Genomic DNA, 17,550 nt, shown 5'->3' with positions numbered 1-17,550 from the left:
CTAGCTGAATGCCGTCTTGTGCATAATTTCAATAACTCCGAGCTGTAGGCAGGAGCTTGAAGGTGCATAATTACTTGACATCTCTGAGTGCTGACTTTTTACGACTTTTTATTATCTTCCTGTTTGCCAGTTCAGCGCTTTTTGCTGCCACCGACGGTGTTATCTGTAAACCAGTCAGTGATTTAACGGCAGGTTTTCCAGAAAAAGCGTTTTTAGCTGATTCGTTTTTAGCCGACAGCGGTCAGGTATTTTTTAAACCTGTTGACGATAGCAGAGCAGTTTTTTCTCCTTTCTCTGACAGTTTGCTTTTCTATTTCCTGTCAACCGTTTTTTCAACTGCCGGAAGCGCCGGTGTTGTTTTTTCGGGCAGACCCGGAAACGTATTAAGCCACAAAAACCCGTTACAGGCGGAATCACCGTCCCGGACATCCTTTTTAAAAACACCGTTAAAAAGCAGATTGCTTCCTGACGGTGCTTTTTCCAGAGAGGCAAACGACAGAAAAAGAAACAGGCTTGAGGGAGAGCTGGATCAGGCGATTGCTAACTGGCAGCGACTTGTTAAAAGACCGCCTTATCCTGCCGCTGTTGTTTCTATCAGTGATGCCTCTATGCGGGTAGTTATTACCCGGGACAACATTCTCCGGAGTGTCAGTCTGGTTTCTTTGTACGAAAAACTGCTCAACATCCAGACGCAAAGCTATCTCGCACTTTTGGATACCGAAGCTCTGAAGGACATTGCAGGTATCGTCACTGGTAGTCTGGTGGTTTCCGGGAGTGGCGGTGATGGTGACGATGACGATAATGACAGCACTCATTACACCTTCGATGCCGAGCCTGAGCCACTGATCATTGTCTACGGCGACAAGGAGTACCCGGAGCAGGATTCAGCGGAAGAACTGATCAGGAAGAATCTGGAAAACAAACGACAACTGTTAAAAATCCTCCGAAAAAAAATGCAACAGGCCATAGCCCGGGGTCATGGTGACCTGGCCCGGATTCTTGATAACAGGATCATGCTGATTGCCGCTGACCTTGAGTACCTGACTGATTTGGATACATCCGCAACCGGAATAACGGAAAACGATCAGGGTTCCCCGGGGATTTTGTCATTCCTGAAGGCATCGCTGGCTACTGATGACCGGGAGCTGTGGCAGCGTGATGATGACGCCCTGAAACAGGCGCTGTCTCAACACCACGTAAACACTGACTATCAGAGCATTCTCATTGTTCCCGGTGAGCTGACACATGAAGAAGCCCTGTTCTACGACCGGTGGCGACTTACGGACGCGGGTTTGGTTTACCAGGCATTGAGAAGACGGCTGGAACAGCAGTTACAGCTGGAAACAGACGACATTAGCGTGTCAACAAAACAAACTGAGTTTCTGGTTTCTGGTCTTGAAACGCTGGTGCGTCAGTTCCGGGGGATGTTGTCAGCTGATCTTTCAAGCCAGTACGATGAGAGGCAGGTACCCCACCAGGAAGGCGGAGGCCAGAATCAGAAAAAAAGCAAAGCCAGTTCATCTGAGGCAGCAGGCAGTCAAGAAGGCTCAAATTCAAACGCCCGCAAAAACAAAGCGTCTCGGGATAATAAGAGTGAGAGTGGCTGGAAAAAAGGCGATGAGGGGGAAGAGCCACCCGACAACGATAAACATACATACAGCAAGACCATCGACTGCCCGTCTTGTCACGGACCTTGCGAAGAGGAGAAGCCAGAAGCTGGTATTTCAGTAGCGGGGGGGCGCTCAACCGCTGCAGAAGGAAATGAGAAGTTACAGGGTGACAAGTGCTCCATCTGCAAGGATGACTTAGGCGCTATTTCGGTCGTCAAGACGAACTGTAATCATCAATATCATCTGGAGTGCATTGCCGGATGGCTTAGGGAGCAGGCTCAGGCTACGGCTCTTGCATCACCTTCGTGTGCTTATTGTCGGCAACAAGCCTTGCCGCTGGTGCGAGTGGACGGTGGCATGCTTTATGAAGACTCTGAATTCTGTGAAGACCTGCCTCTGCAAGCTTGTCGTGCCGGGGATTTGAAAACGTTGCAGCGTTCGCTTGAACTAGACAGCAGGATTGCCAGTAAACAGTTTCGTTCAGCTGTTTCGGGTTTCGGCATCAGTTTGTTGCACGCTGCTGTCCTGAATGGTCATACGGAGTGCTTGCAACCCCTGATTGATGCCGGGGCAGTTGTTGGTGCTGCCCTGAGGGCAGATGGTCACACTCTTCTGCACATCGCTGCCCACAAAGGTTATACCGAGTGCCTGAAAATTCTGATCAAGGCCGGGGCGGATGTTGATGCTGCCCTGACGACAAATGGTGCCACTCCTCTGCACTTCGCTGCCCAAGGCGGTTATACCGAGTGCCTGAAAGTTCTGATCAAGGCCGGGGCGGATGTTAAGGCTGCCCTGACGACGAATGGTGACACTCCTCTGCACCTCGCTGCCCAAGTCGGTCATACCGAGTGCGTGGAACTTCTGATCAAGGCCGGGGCGGATGTTGATGCTGCCCGGACGACGAATGGTGTCATTTCTCTGCACCTCGCTGCCCAAGGCGGACATATCGAGTGCATGGAACTTTTGATCAAGGCCGGGGCGGATGTTGATGCTGCCCGGACGACGGATGGTGTCACTCCTCTGCACCTCGCTGCCCAAGGCGGTCATACCGGGTGCCTGAAAGTTCTGATCAAGGCTGGGGCGGCTGTTGATGCTACCCGGACGACGTTTGGTGACACTCCTCTGCACCTCGCTGCCGAGAACGGTCATACCGGGTGCGTGGAACTTCTGATCAAGGCCGGGGCGGTTGTTGATGCTGCCCTGACGACGGTTGGTATCACTCCTTTGTACTATGCTGCCGGGCACGGTCATACCGGGTGCGTGGAACTTCTGATCAAGGCCGGGGCGGGTGTTGATGCTGCCCTGACGACAGATGGTAGCACTCCTCTGCACATCGCTGCCCAAGGCGGTCATACCGGGTGCGTGGAGCTTCTGATCAAGGCCAGGGCGGCTGTTGATGCTACCCGGACGGCGGATGGTGCCACTCCTTTGCACCTCGCTACCCTGAAAGGTCGTACCGGGTGCGTGGAGCTTCTGATCAAGGCCGGGGCGAATGTTAAGGCTGCCCGGACGGCGGATGGTGCCACTCCTCTGCACCTCGCTGCCCTGAAAGGTCGTACCGGGTGCGTGGTGCTTCTGATCAAGGCCGGGGCGAATGTTAAGGCTGCCCTGACGACGAACGGTGACACTCCGCTGCGCATCGCTAACCGGAACGGCCAGACCGGGTGTGCGGAACTTCTGACCGCTGCCGAGGAGAATAGTCAACAGTCAGACCAATAACTGGCTAAATACGACTTGCAGTGCTACGTAAATCATCGCTTTGAACGGGATAAAAACGACTATGGCTCGATTTTTATCGACCCGCCCACCTTCTTAAACTCCAGGAAGTTCGAAGGCGTGTTTGATGTGCGGCGCGATCATGGTCATCTGACCAGGCTGGCCATGCGTCGTTTGAATGAAGGCGGTACTCTGTACTTCTCCAACAACTTCCGTCGTTCATATTGGAGAAGACTTAGGGGAACGGAAGGTTAGAATATACCGCTGTTGGCTATTAGCTTTTGGTGGTTGGCTGTCTGAGCAGCTAATAGCCAACCGCCAAAAGCCCGGTAAGACATTGAATGCTGCGCCCCTTACATAGGAAATTCAGACTACACTGCTGATTGCTTTTTTTACGCATTTGAGGTCTTTTCTTTTTTGCTGCCCTTTGCTGTCACTTGTGATTAAAGGCTCTGGGAAAGATAGTTTATAAAAAGCAGATGAGCTTCATTCATTCTCAGATCAAATTTTATTGATTATCAGTTGGCTACGTTTTTGGGTGGGAACTAGCTGAGTGCCGTCTTGTGCATAATTTCAATAACTCCGAGCTGTAGGCAGGAGCTTAAAGGTGCATAATTACTTGACATCTCTGAGTGCTGACTTTTTACGACTTTTTATTATCTTCCTGTTTGCCAGTTCAGCGCTTTTTGCTGCCACCGACGGTGTTATCTGTAAACCAGTCAGTGATTTAACGGCAGGTTTTCCAGGAAAGGCGTTTTTAGCTGATTCGTTTTTAGCCGACAGCGGTCAGGTATGTTTTAAACCTGTTGACGATAGCAGGGCAGTTTTTTCTCCTTTCTCTGACAGTTTGCTTTTCTATTTCCTGTCAACCGTTTTTTCAACTGCCGGAAGCGCCGGTGTTGTTTTTTCGGGCAGACCCGGGAACGTATTAAGCCACAACAACCCGTTACAGGCGGAATCACCGTCCCGGACATCCTTTTTAAAAACACCGTTAAAAAAAAGACTGATTCCTGACGGTGCTTTTTCCAGAGAGGCAAACGACAGAAAAAGAAACAGGCTTGAGGGAGAGCTGGATCAGGCGATTGTTAACTGGCAGCGACTTGTTAAAAGACCGCCTTATCCTGCCGCTGTTGTTTCTGTGAGTGATGCCTCTATGCGGGTAGTTATTACCCGGGACAACATTCTCCGGAGTGTCAGCCTGGTTTCTTTGTACGAAAAACTGCTCAACATCCAGACGCAAAGCTACCTCGCACTTTTGGATACCGAAGCTCTGAAGGGCATTGCAGGTATCGTCACTGGTAGTCTGGTGGCTTCCGGGAGTGGCGGTGACGATGACGATAATGACAGCACTCATTACACCTTCGATGCCGAGCCTGAGCCACTGATCATTGTCTACGGCGACAAGGAGTACCCGGAGCAGGATTCAGCGAAAGAACTGATCAGGAAGAATCTGGAAAATAAACGACAACTGTTAAAAATCCTCCGAAAAAAAATGCAACAGGCCATAGCCCGGGGTCATGGTGACCTGGCCCGGATTCTTGATAACAGGATCATGCTGATTGCCGCTGACTTTGAATACCTGACTGGTTTGAATACATCCGCAACCGGAATAACGGAAAACGATCAGGGTTCCCCGGGGATTTTGTCATTCCTGAGGGCATCGCTGGCTACTGATGACCGGGAGCTGTGGCAGCGTGATGATGACGCCCTGAAACAGTCGCTGTCTCAACACCACGTAAACACGGACTATCAGAGTATTCTCATTGTTCCCGGTGAGCTGACACATGAAGAAGCCCTGTTCTACGACCGGTGGCGACTTACGGACGCGGGTTTGGTTTACCAGGCATTGAGAAGACGGCTGGAACAACAGTTGCAGCTGGAAACAGACGACATTAACGTGTCAACAAAACAAACTGAGTTTCTGGTTTCTGGTCTTGAAACGCTGGCGCGTCAGTTCCGGGCGATGTTTTCGGCTGATCTTTCAAGCCAGTACGATGAGAGGCAGGTACCCCATCAGGAAGGCGGAGGCCAGAATCAGAAAAAGCGCAAGGCCAGTTCATCTGAGGCAGCAGGCAGTCAAGAAGGCTCAAATTCAAACGTCCCCCGAAACAAAGTTCCCCGGGGCAATAAAAATGAGAGTGGCTGGAAGAAAGGCGATGAGGGGGAAGAGCCTCCCGACAACGATAAACATACATACAGCAAGACCATCGACTGCTCACCTTGCCACGGACCTTGCAAAAAGGAGAAGCCAGAAGCTGGTATTTCAGTAGCGGGGGGGCGCTCAACCGCTGCAGAAGGAAATGAGAAGTTACAGGGTGACAAGTGCTCCATCTGCAGGAGTGACTTAGGCACTATTTCGGTCGTCAAGACGAACTGTAATCACCAATATCATCTGGAGTGCATTGCCGGATGGCTTAGGGAGCAGGCTCCGGCTACGGCTCTTGTATCACGTTCGTGTGCTTATTGTCGGCAAAGAGCCTTGCCGCTGGTGCGAGTGGACGGCAGCAAGCTTTATGAAGACTCTGAATTCTGTGAATCCTTGCCTCTGAATGTTGCTCGTAACGGGGATTTGGAAACACTGCAGCGTCTGCTGGAAATAGACAGTAGTATTGTCAATGAACAGTTTCGTTCAGCCGTTTTGGGTTCCGGCATCAGTTTGTTGCACGTTGCTGCCCTGAACGGTCATGCAGGGTTTTTGCAAACCCTGATCGATGCCGGGGCGGTTGTTGGTGCTGCCCTGCCGACAAATGCTGCCACACCTCTGTGCGTCGCTGTTGAGTACGGTCATACCAGGTGCGTGAAACTTCTGATCAATGCCAAGGCGGATGTTGATGCTGCCCTGACGACAGATGGTGGCACTCCTCTGCACCTCGCTGCCCAAGGCGGACATACCGAGTGCATGAAACTTCTGATTAAGGCTGGGGCGGCTGTTAAGGCTGCCCTGACGACGAATGGTGACACTCCTCTGCACCTCGCTGCCCAAGGCGGTCATACCGGGTGCGTGGAACTTCTGATCAAGGCCGGGGCGGATGTTGATGCTGCCCGGACGACGAATGGTGTCACTTCTCTGCACCTCGCTGCCCAAGGCGGACATATCGAGTGCATGGAACTTCTGATCAAGGCTGGGGCGGATGTTGATGCTGCCCTGACGACGAATGGTATCACTCCTCTGCACGTCGCTGCCCAAGTCGGTCATACCGAGTGCGTGGAGCTTCTGATCAAGGCCAAGGCGGCTATTGATGCTGCCCGGACGACGTTTGGTGAGACTCCTTTGCATCTCGCTGTCCTAGGCGGTCATATCGAGTGCGTGGAGCTTCTGATTAAGGCCAAGGCGGCTGTTGATGCTGCCCTGACGACGGATGGTGCCACTCCTTTGCACCTCGCTGCCGAGAACGGTCATATCGGGTGCGTGGAACTTCTGATCAAGGCCGGGGCGGCTGTTGATGCTGCCCTGACGACGGATGGTGCCACCCCTCTTTCCTACGCTGCCGAGAACGGTCATACCGGGTGCGTGGAACTTCTGATCAAGGCCGGGGCGGGTGTTGATGCTGCCCTGACGACAGATGGTAGCACTCCTCTGTACTTAGCTGCCGAGAACGGTCATACCGGGTGCGTGGAACTTCTGATCAAGGCCGGGGCGGGTGTTGATGCTGCCCGGACGACGGATGGTATCACTCCTCTGCACATCGCTGCCCAAGGCGGTCATACCGGGTGCGTGGAACTTCTGATCAAGGCCGGGGCGGGTGTTGATGCTGCCCTGACGACAGATGGTAGCACTCCTCTGCACATCGCTGCCCAAGGCGGTCATACCGGGTGCGTGGAGCTTCTGATCAAGGCCAGGGCGGCTGTTGATGCTACCCGGACGGCGGATGGTGCCACTCCTTTGCACCTCGCTACCCTGAAAGGTCGTACCGGGTGCGTGGAGCTTCTGATCAAGGCCGGGGCGGCTGTTGATGCTACCCGGACGGCGGATGGTGCCACTCCTCTGCACTTCGCTGCCCTGAAAGGTCGTACCGGGTGCGTGGAGCTTCTGATCAAGGCCAGAGCGAATGTTAAGGCTTCCCTGACGACGAACGGTGACACTCCGCTGCGCACCGCTAACCGGAACGGTCAGACCGGGTGCGCAAAACTTCTGACCGCTGCCGAGGAGAATTGTCAACCGTCAGACCAATAACTGGCTAAATACGACTTGCAGTGCTAGGTAAATCATCGCTTTGAACGGGATAAAAACGACTATGGCTCGATTTTTATCGACCCGCCCACCTTCTCAAACTCCAGGAAGTTCGAAGGCGTGTTTGATGCGCAGCGCGATCATGGTCATCTGATCAGGCTGGCCATGCGTCGTTTGAATGAAGGCGGTACTCTGTACTTCTCCAACAACTTCCGTCGTTCATATTGGAGAAGACTTACATAGGAAATTCAGACTACACTGCTTATTGCTTTTTTTACGCATTTGAGGTCTTTTCTTTTTTGCTGCCCTTTGCTGTCACTTGTGATTAAAGGCTCCGGGAAAGATAGTTTATAAAAAGCAGATGAGCTTCATTCATTCTCAGATCAAATTTTATCGATTATCAGGTGGCTACGTTTTTGGACGAGAACTAGCTGAGTGCCGTCTTGTGCATAATTTCAATAACTCCGAGCTGTAGGCAGGAGCTTAAAGGTGCATAATTACTTGACATCTCTGAGTGCTGACTTTTTACGACTTTTTATTATCTTCCTGTTTGCCAGTTCAGCGCTTTTTGCTGCCAACGACGGTGTTATCTGTAAACCAGTCAGTGATTTAACGGCAGGTTTTCCAGGAAAGGCGTTTTTAGCTGATTCATTTTTAGCCGACAGCGGTCAGGTATGTTTTAAACCTGCTGACGATAGCAGGGCAGTTTTTTCTCCTTTCTCTGACAGTTTGCTTTTCTATTTCCTGTCAACCGTTTTTTCAACTGCCGGAAGCGCCGGTGTTGTTTTTTCGGGCAGACCCGGAAACGCATTAAGCCACAAAAACCCGTTACAGGCGGAATCACCGTCCCGGACATCCTTTTTAAAAACACTGTTAAAAAACAGACTGATTCCTGAAGGTGCTTTTTCCAGAGAGGCAAACGACAGAAAAAGAAACAGGCTTGAGGGAGAGCTGGATCAGGCGATTGCTAACTGGCAGCGACTTGTTAAAAGACCGTCTTATCCTGCCGCTGTTGTTTCTATCAGTGATGCCTCTATGCGGATAGTTATTACCCGGGACAACATTCTCCAGAGTGCCAGCCTGGTTGCTTTGTACGAAAAACTGCTCAACATCCAGACGCAAAGCTACCTCGCACTTTTGGATACCGAAGCTCTGAAGGACATTGCAGGTCTCGTTACTGGTAGCCTGGTGGCTTCCGGGAGTGGCGGTGATGGTGGCGATGACGATAATGACAGCACTCATTACACCTTCGATGCCGAGCCTGAGCCACTGATCATTGTCTACGGCGACAAGAAGTACCCGGAGCAGGATTCAGCGGAAGAACTGATCAGGAAGAATCTGAAAAATAAACGACAACTGTTAAAAATCCTCCGAAAAAAAATGCAACAGGCCATAGCCCGGGGTCATGGTGACCTGGCCCGGATTCTTGATAACAGGATCATGCTGATTACCGCTGACCTTGAATACCTGACTGATTTGGATACATCCGCAACCGGAATAACGGAAAACGATCAGGGTTCCCCGGGGATTTTGTCATTCCTGAAGGCATCGCTGGCTACTGATGACCGGGAGCTGTGGCAGCGTGATGATGACGCCCTGAAACAGGCGCTGTCTCAACACCACGTAAACACTGACTATCAGAGCATTCTCATTGTTCCCGGTGAGCTGACACATGAAGAAGCCCTGTTCTACGACCGGTGGCGACTTACGGACGCGGGTTTGGTTTACCAGGCATTGAGAATACGGCTGGAACAACAGTTGCAGCTGGAAACAGACGACATTGACGCGTCAACAAAACAAACTGAGTTTCTGGTTTCTGGTCTTGAAACGCTGGCGCGTCAGTTCCGGGCGATGTTTTCAGCTGATCTTTCAAGCCAGTACGATGAGAGGCAGGTACCCCATCAGGAAGGCGGAGGCCAGAATCAGAAAAAACGCAAAGCCAGTTCATCTGTGGCAGAAGGCGGGCAAGAAGACCCAAATTCAAACGCCCCCCCAAACAAAGTTTCCCGGGGCAATAAAAATGAGAGTGGCTGGAAGAAAGGCGATGAGGGGGAAGAGCCACCCGACAACGATAAACATACATATAGCAAGACCATCGACTGCTCACCTTGCCACGGACCTTGCAAAAAGGAAAAGCCAGAAGCTGGTATTTCAGTAGCGGGGGGGCGCTCAACCGCTGCAGAAGAAAATGAGAAGTTACTCCCAGCCCAGATGAAAAGCGCTCACTCAAGGCTTTTCCAGCCCTGGCAACCCACTTCGTCCACTGAAGACGATCTGCCTCAAACGTCTGATCATCAGCCTGATTATATTGAGTTGCCAGACGTGCGTAGTTATCAGGAACTGGAGTCTCATCACTCCTTTCTGGAAATTAAATCCAAGTTTCTGGATGATATTAAGGCACTCAAGACGCTGGCCTGCAACTATGTTGACCATCAATACGACAGGCAAATAGACACTTTCTTAGACAACCTGGATAAAGCACCGGAACATCTCAGGCAATTCTTGTGGCCCCTGTATCGTGAGACTCGCTTCCAGATCCATCAACTGGTCACCCAGCTTAAAGATTTACAAGGCTCTCAAAACGATGCCCAAAAAACACATATCACTTCTCTACTCCATGAGTGCCTGTACGGTATCGATCTTTGCCTGCAAGGCGTTCACGGTCGTTTTAGCCACAACTTTCTTTATTTCCAGGCGTCCCGGGAAAACGGGCTGGACGCGAAACTGTTCACCGTAAAAAAACGCCTGCTTAAACAATTTGTTGATTCTTTTCTGTTTCAACTGCAACGGGAGGGCGTTACTAAGATTCCGTCAGGTATGGAAACCCACTGGGGTAACGGGTTTTACAACCTTTACTGTGAATCTCTGGGACTTCCCAATGTTGCTGATCCATCGGCTCCAACCTATTTGGACGCTGACCTGGTCCAGCGTTTTTGTTCTGAGGTAAAACTGTCAGTTAACGGGGGCACTATTCTTCGGGCAATGGCGAATGAATGGTCTGAGCAGCTTAAAGAGTCTCTTCAACAGCTGGATGTGTCAGCATGGGAAACCAACGACATTGCTCCCGCCGCGCTGACTGCGGACAAAACCGTGGCACTGGAAAATCAACTCTGCAAACCGGTTAACTATTTACTGGAAACAACCGGGGAACAATCCCTTAATCTCTGGACACTGATGGAAGAAAAAGAGGAGGGTAATTTTTCCCTTGCCCGCTACCGGGAAAAATTACTGGCCTGGGTCAGCGGCCACTTCTGCGACTCTTCATCGGTTAAGGTTCTCTCCGCCATTCCCGGCGAAGCTGACTCGAAATCCTGTATAGGAACGATTGGTGGGCATTTCTTCTGGGTATTTCGCAACGACCACTGTCTGGGTGCGGGAGAGGAGTGCACTTTTGATGCGGGCAATCACGACTCACTTCAACTCTATCATTTACAGGCCATTGACTTCAGCACCTGGGCAGAAGTTGGCCACGCTTTACTGACCCAGGCCATGGAACAGACCCAAAGTGCCGGGGATATTGCTTCGTTTTTCCTGCATGACGCCACCCGTGAACAACTCCGTAAAATACCACCATCCGTGATTCAGGCACTTTCCAGTCAACTGACCGATAAACTGGCTCACAGCGATAGAGGTTTCAAAGAGAAATTGTGTTGGCACGTCGCCAACCAGTTGGCCAGCTCCGGCACAAACCCCGTTTCGCCAGATGTTCTGCGCTGGTTAGTGGACACCCCATTACTGGAGCCCGTCTTGTCAGAACTCCGTGTGCGAGGAATCAATATTTCGCCGATCACACAAAGTCTGAACAGTTGGCAAATCTCAAACTTTTCACAAAAGGCTACAGACCAATTGCTGACACCTCAGGATTGTCAACGATTATTTGAACGGGCTTACGCTCTGGAACAGGGTGACACAATGTCTCGTCTCCTGTTAACGGGCCATTGCGATCAATTAACAGGTCGACTCAACAATAATGGAGAAAACCTCCTCGGCGTTTTGGTACGCCTTGGTGCGGTGCATGGGGTGCAATATCTTCTGGTATTGAACAGTCGAGAGCTTACCCATGGAAACGTATGGGGGAGCAGAGAAGAGGTTACCCATAGAAACATATGGGGTCAGACCCCCCTTTACAGCGCTGCCCGGAACGGTCACGCAAAGTGCATCGAGTCCTTACTGTGCGAACCCGACATTCAGGTCAATGCGGAGGATAATAATGGCTTTACGCCCCTGATGGTTGCAGCCTCAGGAGGTCACGCAAGGTGCATTCAGGAGCTACTGAGAGCGCCCGACATTCAGGTCAATGCGGAGGATAATAATGGCCTTACGCCCCTGATGGTTGCAGCCTCAGGAGGTCACGCAAGGTGCATTCAGGAGCTACTGAAAGCACGCGGCATTCAGGTCAACAAGCAGGATAATGGGAGCTTTACGGCACTGCAGCACGCTGCCACAGGAGGTCACGCAAGGTGCATTCAGGAGCTACTGAAAGCACGCGGCATTCAGGTCAACAAAGCGAATGTCTGGGGTCACACACCCCTGACTCTTGCAGCCTCAGAAGGTCACGCAAAGTGCATTCAGCAGCTATTGAAAGCAGATGGCATTCAAATCAACAAACCGAATAATGAGGGCTTTACGCCCCTGATCTGTGCTGCCTCAAGAGGTCACGCAGAGTGCGTTCAGAAGCTACTGGACGCGCCCGGCATTAAAGTCAACAAGAAGGATAATGAGGGCTTTACGCCCCTGATCCGTGCTGCCTCAGGAGGTCACGAAGAGTGCGTTCAGAAGCTACTGGACGCGCCCGGCATTAAAGTCAACAAGAAGGATAATGAGGGCTTTACGCCCCTGATCTACGCTGTCTCAGGAGGCCACGCAAAGTGCATTCAGATGCTGCTGAACGCGACTGACATTCAAGTCAATGAGAAGAATAACAGAGGCCTTACGCCCCTGCACTACATTGTCCAAAAGGATCAACTTGATTGCCTTAAGGCATTACTGAATAAGCCCGGAATTGAGGTCAACAATAGGTGTAAATATGGCCTTACGCCCCTGCACTATGCTGTCGAAAACGGCCTCGATGGCGTTAAGGCACTTCTGGAAGTGTTCGGCATTCAGGTCAATGAGACAGATAATAATGGCTTTACACCATTGCACCGGGCTGTTCTCTCTAATAAAGTGGAATGCATTCCGGAGCTATTGAAAGCACACGGCATTGAAGTCAACAAACCGGATAATATAGGCTGTACGCCCCTGATCCGGGCTGTTCGCTCTAATAAAGTGAAATGCATTCCGGAGCTGTTGAAAGCAGACGGCATTGATGTCAACAAGGCGAATAATCAGGGCTTTACGCCCCTCATCTGGGCTGCTCGCTCTGATAAAGTGAAATGCATTCCGGAGCTGTTGAAAGCAGACGGCATTGATGTCAACAAACCGGATAATACAGGCAATACGCCCCTCATCTCGGCTGCTTTCTTTAATAAAGTGAAATGCATTCCGGAGCTATTGAAAGCAGACGGCATTGATGTCAACAAGGCGAATAATGAGGGCTGTGCGCCCCTGACTGTTGCAGCCTCAGCAGGTCACGCAGAGTGCATTCAGAAGCTATTGGAAGCAGACGGCATTGATGTCAACAAGGCGGATAATATGGGCCGTACGCTCCTGCACTACATTGCCCGGCAGAATCAACTTGATTGCCTTATGGCATTACTGGGAAAGACCGGAATTGAGGTCAACAGCAAGTGTAACAAAGGTTTTACGCCTCTGCACGAAGCTGTTTGTTCTAATAAAGTGGAATGCATTAACAAGTTATTGGAAATGCCCGGAATCAAAGTCAACAAGAAGGATAGCAATGGCTGTATGCCCCTGCACCACGCTGCCTTCAAAGGCTTTAGCGAATGCCTTAATGCATTACTGGGTGTGTCAGAAACCCAAATCAATGAGAAATGCAATTCTGGCGCGACACCATTGCACTTCGCTGTCCGCTGCGGCGAAATCAGGTGCATTAAGGCGTTACTTGAAGCACCCGACATCCAGGTCAATGAGAAAGATAGTGATGGTTCGACACCATTGCACTATGCAGCCGAAGGGGCTGATGTTGAGTGCGTTGAGGCGTTGCTGAGAGTGCCCGGCATTCAGGGCAATAAGAAAGACAATAATGGTTTGACGCCTCTGCAACTCGCAATCGAGAAAGGCAACAACAGATGTGTGCCATTATTGTGTTCGGCCGAACTCGGCTCCGGACTACCTTTTTTAGCATTGTAAGATCAGGGAGGCAGAGGGCGTAAGCCGGTAACTCCTTGTTCTCTGCCTCCAGTTTTAAAATCTGCTCACTCACAATAGTTACGGAACTTGTCCTCTCCTTATTGGTCAAAGAGTTTTCTATTTAAACGGCAACCGCATGTAGGCATGGAAACAGAGTAACTTTACACAGGTTACTGCCGGGATGATTTGACTGAAAAGAGGATTTTCCAACCATGTTCCCAGCCCAGATAAGAAGCGCTGTAAGTACTCAAAAGCCGGTACATGAAGAGGCAAAACCTGAGTTTGTCGTCTAACCTTCAAACCCATGATTACTTTTCCTCCTGAAGACCTTTCCCCCAGCCTGCTTGAATACATGGTCAGGCAACAGGAACTGATTGCCCAGCAGCAGGCACGAATAGAGGTTCTGAAAGCCGAAATCATACGTCTGAAGAAGTTGAATCCAAAACCCAACATCAAGCCCAATACCAAACCACCAGACGACAGCAATTCCGATAACCCTCCCGACTCCAGCGACAGTGCTAGCACAGACAGCACAGGAAACAATGACGCATCAAGCCGAAAATCAGAGGTAGATAAACCAGACGACTCTACTCGCAAAAAAAGGTCTCAGCCTCCCAGCCCTCCTGTCTCTGAAGAACACTGCTATTTTGGGATTACCTGACAGACAGGTTAAACGGCACCGGTTCGTTTCCGAGATTGGCGGATGTTATTGAATACGCTTCTTGCTGGCTTCCATGTGGTCAATGTAGGGGTTATTGAGTAATGACACTTTTTATTATCTTCCTGTTTGCCAGTTCAGCGCTTTTTGCTGCCACAGACGGTGTTATCTGTAAACCCGTCGGTGATTTAACGGCAGGTTTTCCGGGAAGGGCGTTTTTAGCTGATTCGTTTTTAGCCGACAGCGGTCAGGTATGTTTTGAACCTGTCGACGATAGCAGAGCGTTTTTTTCTCCTTTCTCTGACAGTTTGCTTTTCTATTTCCTGTCAACCGTTTTTTCAACTGCCGGAAGCGCCGGTGTTGTTTTTTCGGGCAGACCCGGGAACGTATTAAGCCACAACAACCCGTTACAGGCGGAATCACCGTCCCGGACATCCTTTTTAAAAACACCGTTAAAAAAAAGACTGATTCCTGACGGTGCTTTTTCCAGAGAGGCAAACGACAGAAAAAGAAACAGGCTTGAGGGAGAGCTGGATCAGGCGATTGTTAACTGGCAGCGACTTGTTAAAAGACCGCCTTATCCTGCCGCTGTTGTTTCTGTGAGTGATGCCTCTATGCGGGTAGTTATTACCCGGGACAACATTCTCCGGAGTGTCAGCCTGGTTGCTTTGTACGAAAAACTGCTCAACATCCAGACGCAAAGCTATCTCGCACTTTTGGATACCGAAGCTCTGAAGGACATTGCAGGTATCGTCACTGGTAGTCTGGTGGCTTCCGGGAGTGGCGGTGATGGTGACGATGACGATAATGACAGCACTCATTACACCTTCGATGCCGAGCCTGAGCCACTGATCATTGTCTACGGCGACAAGAAGTACCCGGAGCAGGATTCAGCGGAAGAACTGATCAGGAAGAATCTGGAAAATAAACGACAACTGTTAAAAATCCTCCGAAAAAAAATGCAACAGGCCATAGCCCGGGGTCATGGTGACCTGGCCCGGATTCTTGATAACAGGATCATGCTGATTGCCGCTGACTTTGAATACCTGACTGATTTGGATACATCCGCAACCGGAATAACGGAAAACGATCAGGGTTCCCCGGGGATTTTGTCATTCCTGAGGGCATCGCTGGCTACTGATGACCGGGAGCTGTGGCAGCGTGATGATGACGCCCTGAAACAGTCGCTGTCTCAACACCACGTAAACACGGACTATCAGAGTATTCTCATTGTTCCCGGTGAGCTGACACATGAAGAAGCCCTGTTCTACGACCGGTGGCGACTTACGGACGCGGGTTTGGTTTACCAGGCATTGAGAAGACGGCTGGAACAACAGTTGCAGCTGGAAACAGACGACATTAACGTGTCAACAAAACAAACTGAGTTTCTGGTTTCTGGTCTTGAAACGCTGGCGCGTCAGTTCCGGGCGATGTTTTCGGCTGATCTTTCAAGCCAGTACGATGAGAGGCAGGTACCCCATCAGGAAGGCGGAGGCCAGAATCAGAAAAAGCGCAAGGCCAGTTCATCTGAGGCAGCAGGCAGTCAAGAAGGCTCAAATTCAAACGTCCCCCGAAACAAAGTTCTCCGGGGCAATAAAAATGAGAGTGGCTGGAAGAAAGGCGATGAGGGGGAAGAGCCTCCCGACAACGATAAACATACATACAGCAAGACCACCGACTGCTCACCTTGCCACGGACCTTGCAAAAAGGAGAAGCCAGAAGCTGGTATTTCAGTAGCGGGGGGGCGCTCAACCGCTGCAGAAGGAAATGAGAAGTTACAGGGTGACAAGTGCTCCATCTGCAGGAGTGACTTAGGCACTATTTCGGTCGTCAAGACGAACTGTAATCACCAATATCATCTGGAGTGCATTGCCGGATGGCTTAGGGAGCAGGCTCCGGCTACGGCTCTTGTATCACGTTCGTGTGCTTATTGTCGGCAAAGAGCCTTGCCGCTGGTGCGAGTGGACGGCAGCAAGCTTTATGAAGACTCTGAATTCTGTGAATCCTTGCCTCTGAATGTTGCTCGTAACGGGGATTTGGAAACACTGCAGCGTCTGCTGGAAATAGACAGTAGTATTGTCAATGAACAGTTTCGTTCAGCCATTTTGGGTTCCGGCATCAGTTTGTTGCACGTTGCTGCCCTGAACGGTCATGCAGGGTTTTTGCAAACCCTGATCGATGCCGGGGCAGTTGTTGGTGCTGCCCTGAGGGCAGATGGTCTCACCCTTCTGCACATCGCTGCCTACAAAGGTTATACCGAGTGCCTGAAAGTTCTGATCAAGGCCGGGGCGGATGTTAAGGCTGCCCTGACGACGGATGGTGACACTCCTCTGCACTTTGCTGCCCAAGGCGGTCATACCGGGTGCGTGGAGCTTCTGATCAAGGCCGGGGCGGATGTTGATGCTGCACGGACGACGGATGGTGTCACTTCTCTGCACCTCGCTGCCCAAGGCGGACATATCGAGTGCATGGAACTTCTGATCAAGGCTGGGGCGGCTGTTGATGCTGCCCGGACGACGGATGGTGTCACTCCTCTGCACATCGCTGCCCAAGTCGGTCGTACCGAGTGCGTGGAGCTTCTGATCAAGGCCAAGGCGGCTATTGATGCTGCCCTGACGACAAATGGTGCCACTCCTCTGCACATCGCTGCCCAAGGCGGTCATACCGGGTGCCTGAAAGTTCTGATCAAGGCCGGGGTGGATGTTAAGGCTGCCCTGACGACGAATGGTGACACTCCTCTGCACCTCGCTGCCCAAGGCGGTCATACCGAGTGCATGGAACTTCTGATCAAGGCCGGGGCGGGTGTTGATGCTGCCCTGACGACAGATGGTAGCACTCCTCTGTACTTAGCTGCCGAGAACGGTCATACCGGGTGCTTGGAACTTCTGATCAAGGCCGGGGCGGATGTTGATGCTGCCCTGACGACTAATGGTGCCACTCCTCTGCACATCGCTGCCCTGAAAGGTCGTACCGGGTGCGTGGAGCTTCTGATCAAGGCCGGGGCGAATGTTAAGGCTGCCCTGACGACGAATGGTGACACTCCGCTGCGCATCGCTAACCGGAACGGCCAGACCAGGTGCGCGGAACTTCTGACCGCTGCCGAGGAGAATTGTCAACCGTCAGACCAATAACTGGCTAAATAC

The 17,550-nt window shown here is 51.2% G+C and carries 7 protein-coding genes; all 7 read left to right on the top strand.

Features of this window, described 5'->3' with window-relative positions:
• The first annotated feature begins 62 nt into the window (after positions 1–62).
• The 7 genes from NX720_RS01835 to NX720_RS01805 all read left to right on the top strand — a co-directional run bounded on the left by NX720_RS01835 (position 63) and on the right by NX720_RS01805 (position 17,538).
• Positions 63–3,329 carry an ankyrin repeat domain-containing protein gene (locus NX720_RS01835; protein WP_262599009.1) on the top strand — a complete coding sequence of 1,089 codons (3,267 nt, stop codon included), beginning with the start codon at positions 63–65 and terminating at the stop codon, positions 3,327–3,329.
• Between the two features lie 15 nt (positions 3,330–3,344).
• On the top strand, positions 3,345–3,581 hold the full coding sequence (locus NX720_RS01830; protein ID WP_262599007.1) for a hypothetical protein: 237 nt from the start codon (positions 3,345–3,347) through the stop codon (positions 3,579–3,581).
• 352 nt (positions 3,582–3,933) lie between these two features.
• Entirely contained in the window at positions 3,934–7,500 is a 3,567-nt protein-coding gene (locus tag NX720_RS01825) for an ankyrin repeat domain-containing protein (RefSeq protein WP_262599005.1), read from the top strand.
• A 117-nt stretch (positions 7,501–7,617) separates the two neighbouring features.
• Complete coding sequence (locus tag NX720_RS01820; RefSeq protein ID WP_262598982.1) at positions 7,618–7,740, top strand: hypothetical protein; 123 nt, start codon at positions 7,618–7,620, stop codon at positions 7,738–7,740.
• Positions 7,741–7,986: 246 nt separating this feature from the next.
• Positions 7,987–13,749, top strand: a complete 5,763-nt coding sequence (locus tag NX720_RS01815; protein ID WP_262599003.1) for an ankyrin repeat domain-containing protein — start codon at positions 7,987–7,989, stop codon at positions 13,747–13,749.
• 304 nt (positions 13,750–14,053) lie between these two features.
• Complete coding sequence (locus NX720_RS01810; protein WP_262599002.1) at positions 14,054–14,410, top strand: hypothetical protein; 357 nt, start codon at positions 14,054–14,056, stop codon at positions 14,408–14,410.
• Positions 14,411–14,511: 101 nt separating this feature from the next.
• Positions 14,512–17,538, top strand: coding sequence for an ankyrin repeat domain-containing protein (locus tag NX720_RS01805; RefSeq protein ID WP_262599000.1), 3,027 nt, complete (start codon positions 14,512–14,514; stop codon positions 17,536–17,538).
• Positions 17,539–17,550 lie beyond the last annotated feature (12 nt).

This window comes from Endozoicomonas euniceicola (assembly GCF_025562755.1).
In the GTDB taxonomy this organism is placed as follows: Bacteria; Pseudomonadota; Gammaproteobacteria; order Pseudomonadales; family Endozoicomonadaceae; genus Endozoicomonas_A; species Endozoicomonas_A euniceicola.
The sequence above is the reverse complement of the archived record's forward strand: the minus strand, read 5'-3'. Positions and strand labels throughout refer to the sequence as shown.

Excerpts from the sequence above, each read along its gene's own strand:
- NX720_RS01810 (WP_262599002.1), top strand. The coding sequence starts at position 14,054 with ATGATTACTTTTCCTCCTGAAGACCTTTCCCCCAGCCTGCTTGAATAC.
- NX720_RS01805 (WP_262599000.1), top strand. The coding sequence starts at position 14,512 with ATGACACTTTTTATTATCTTCCTGTTTGCCAGTTCAGCGCTTTTTGCT.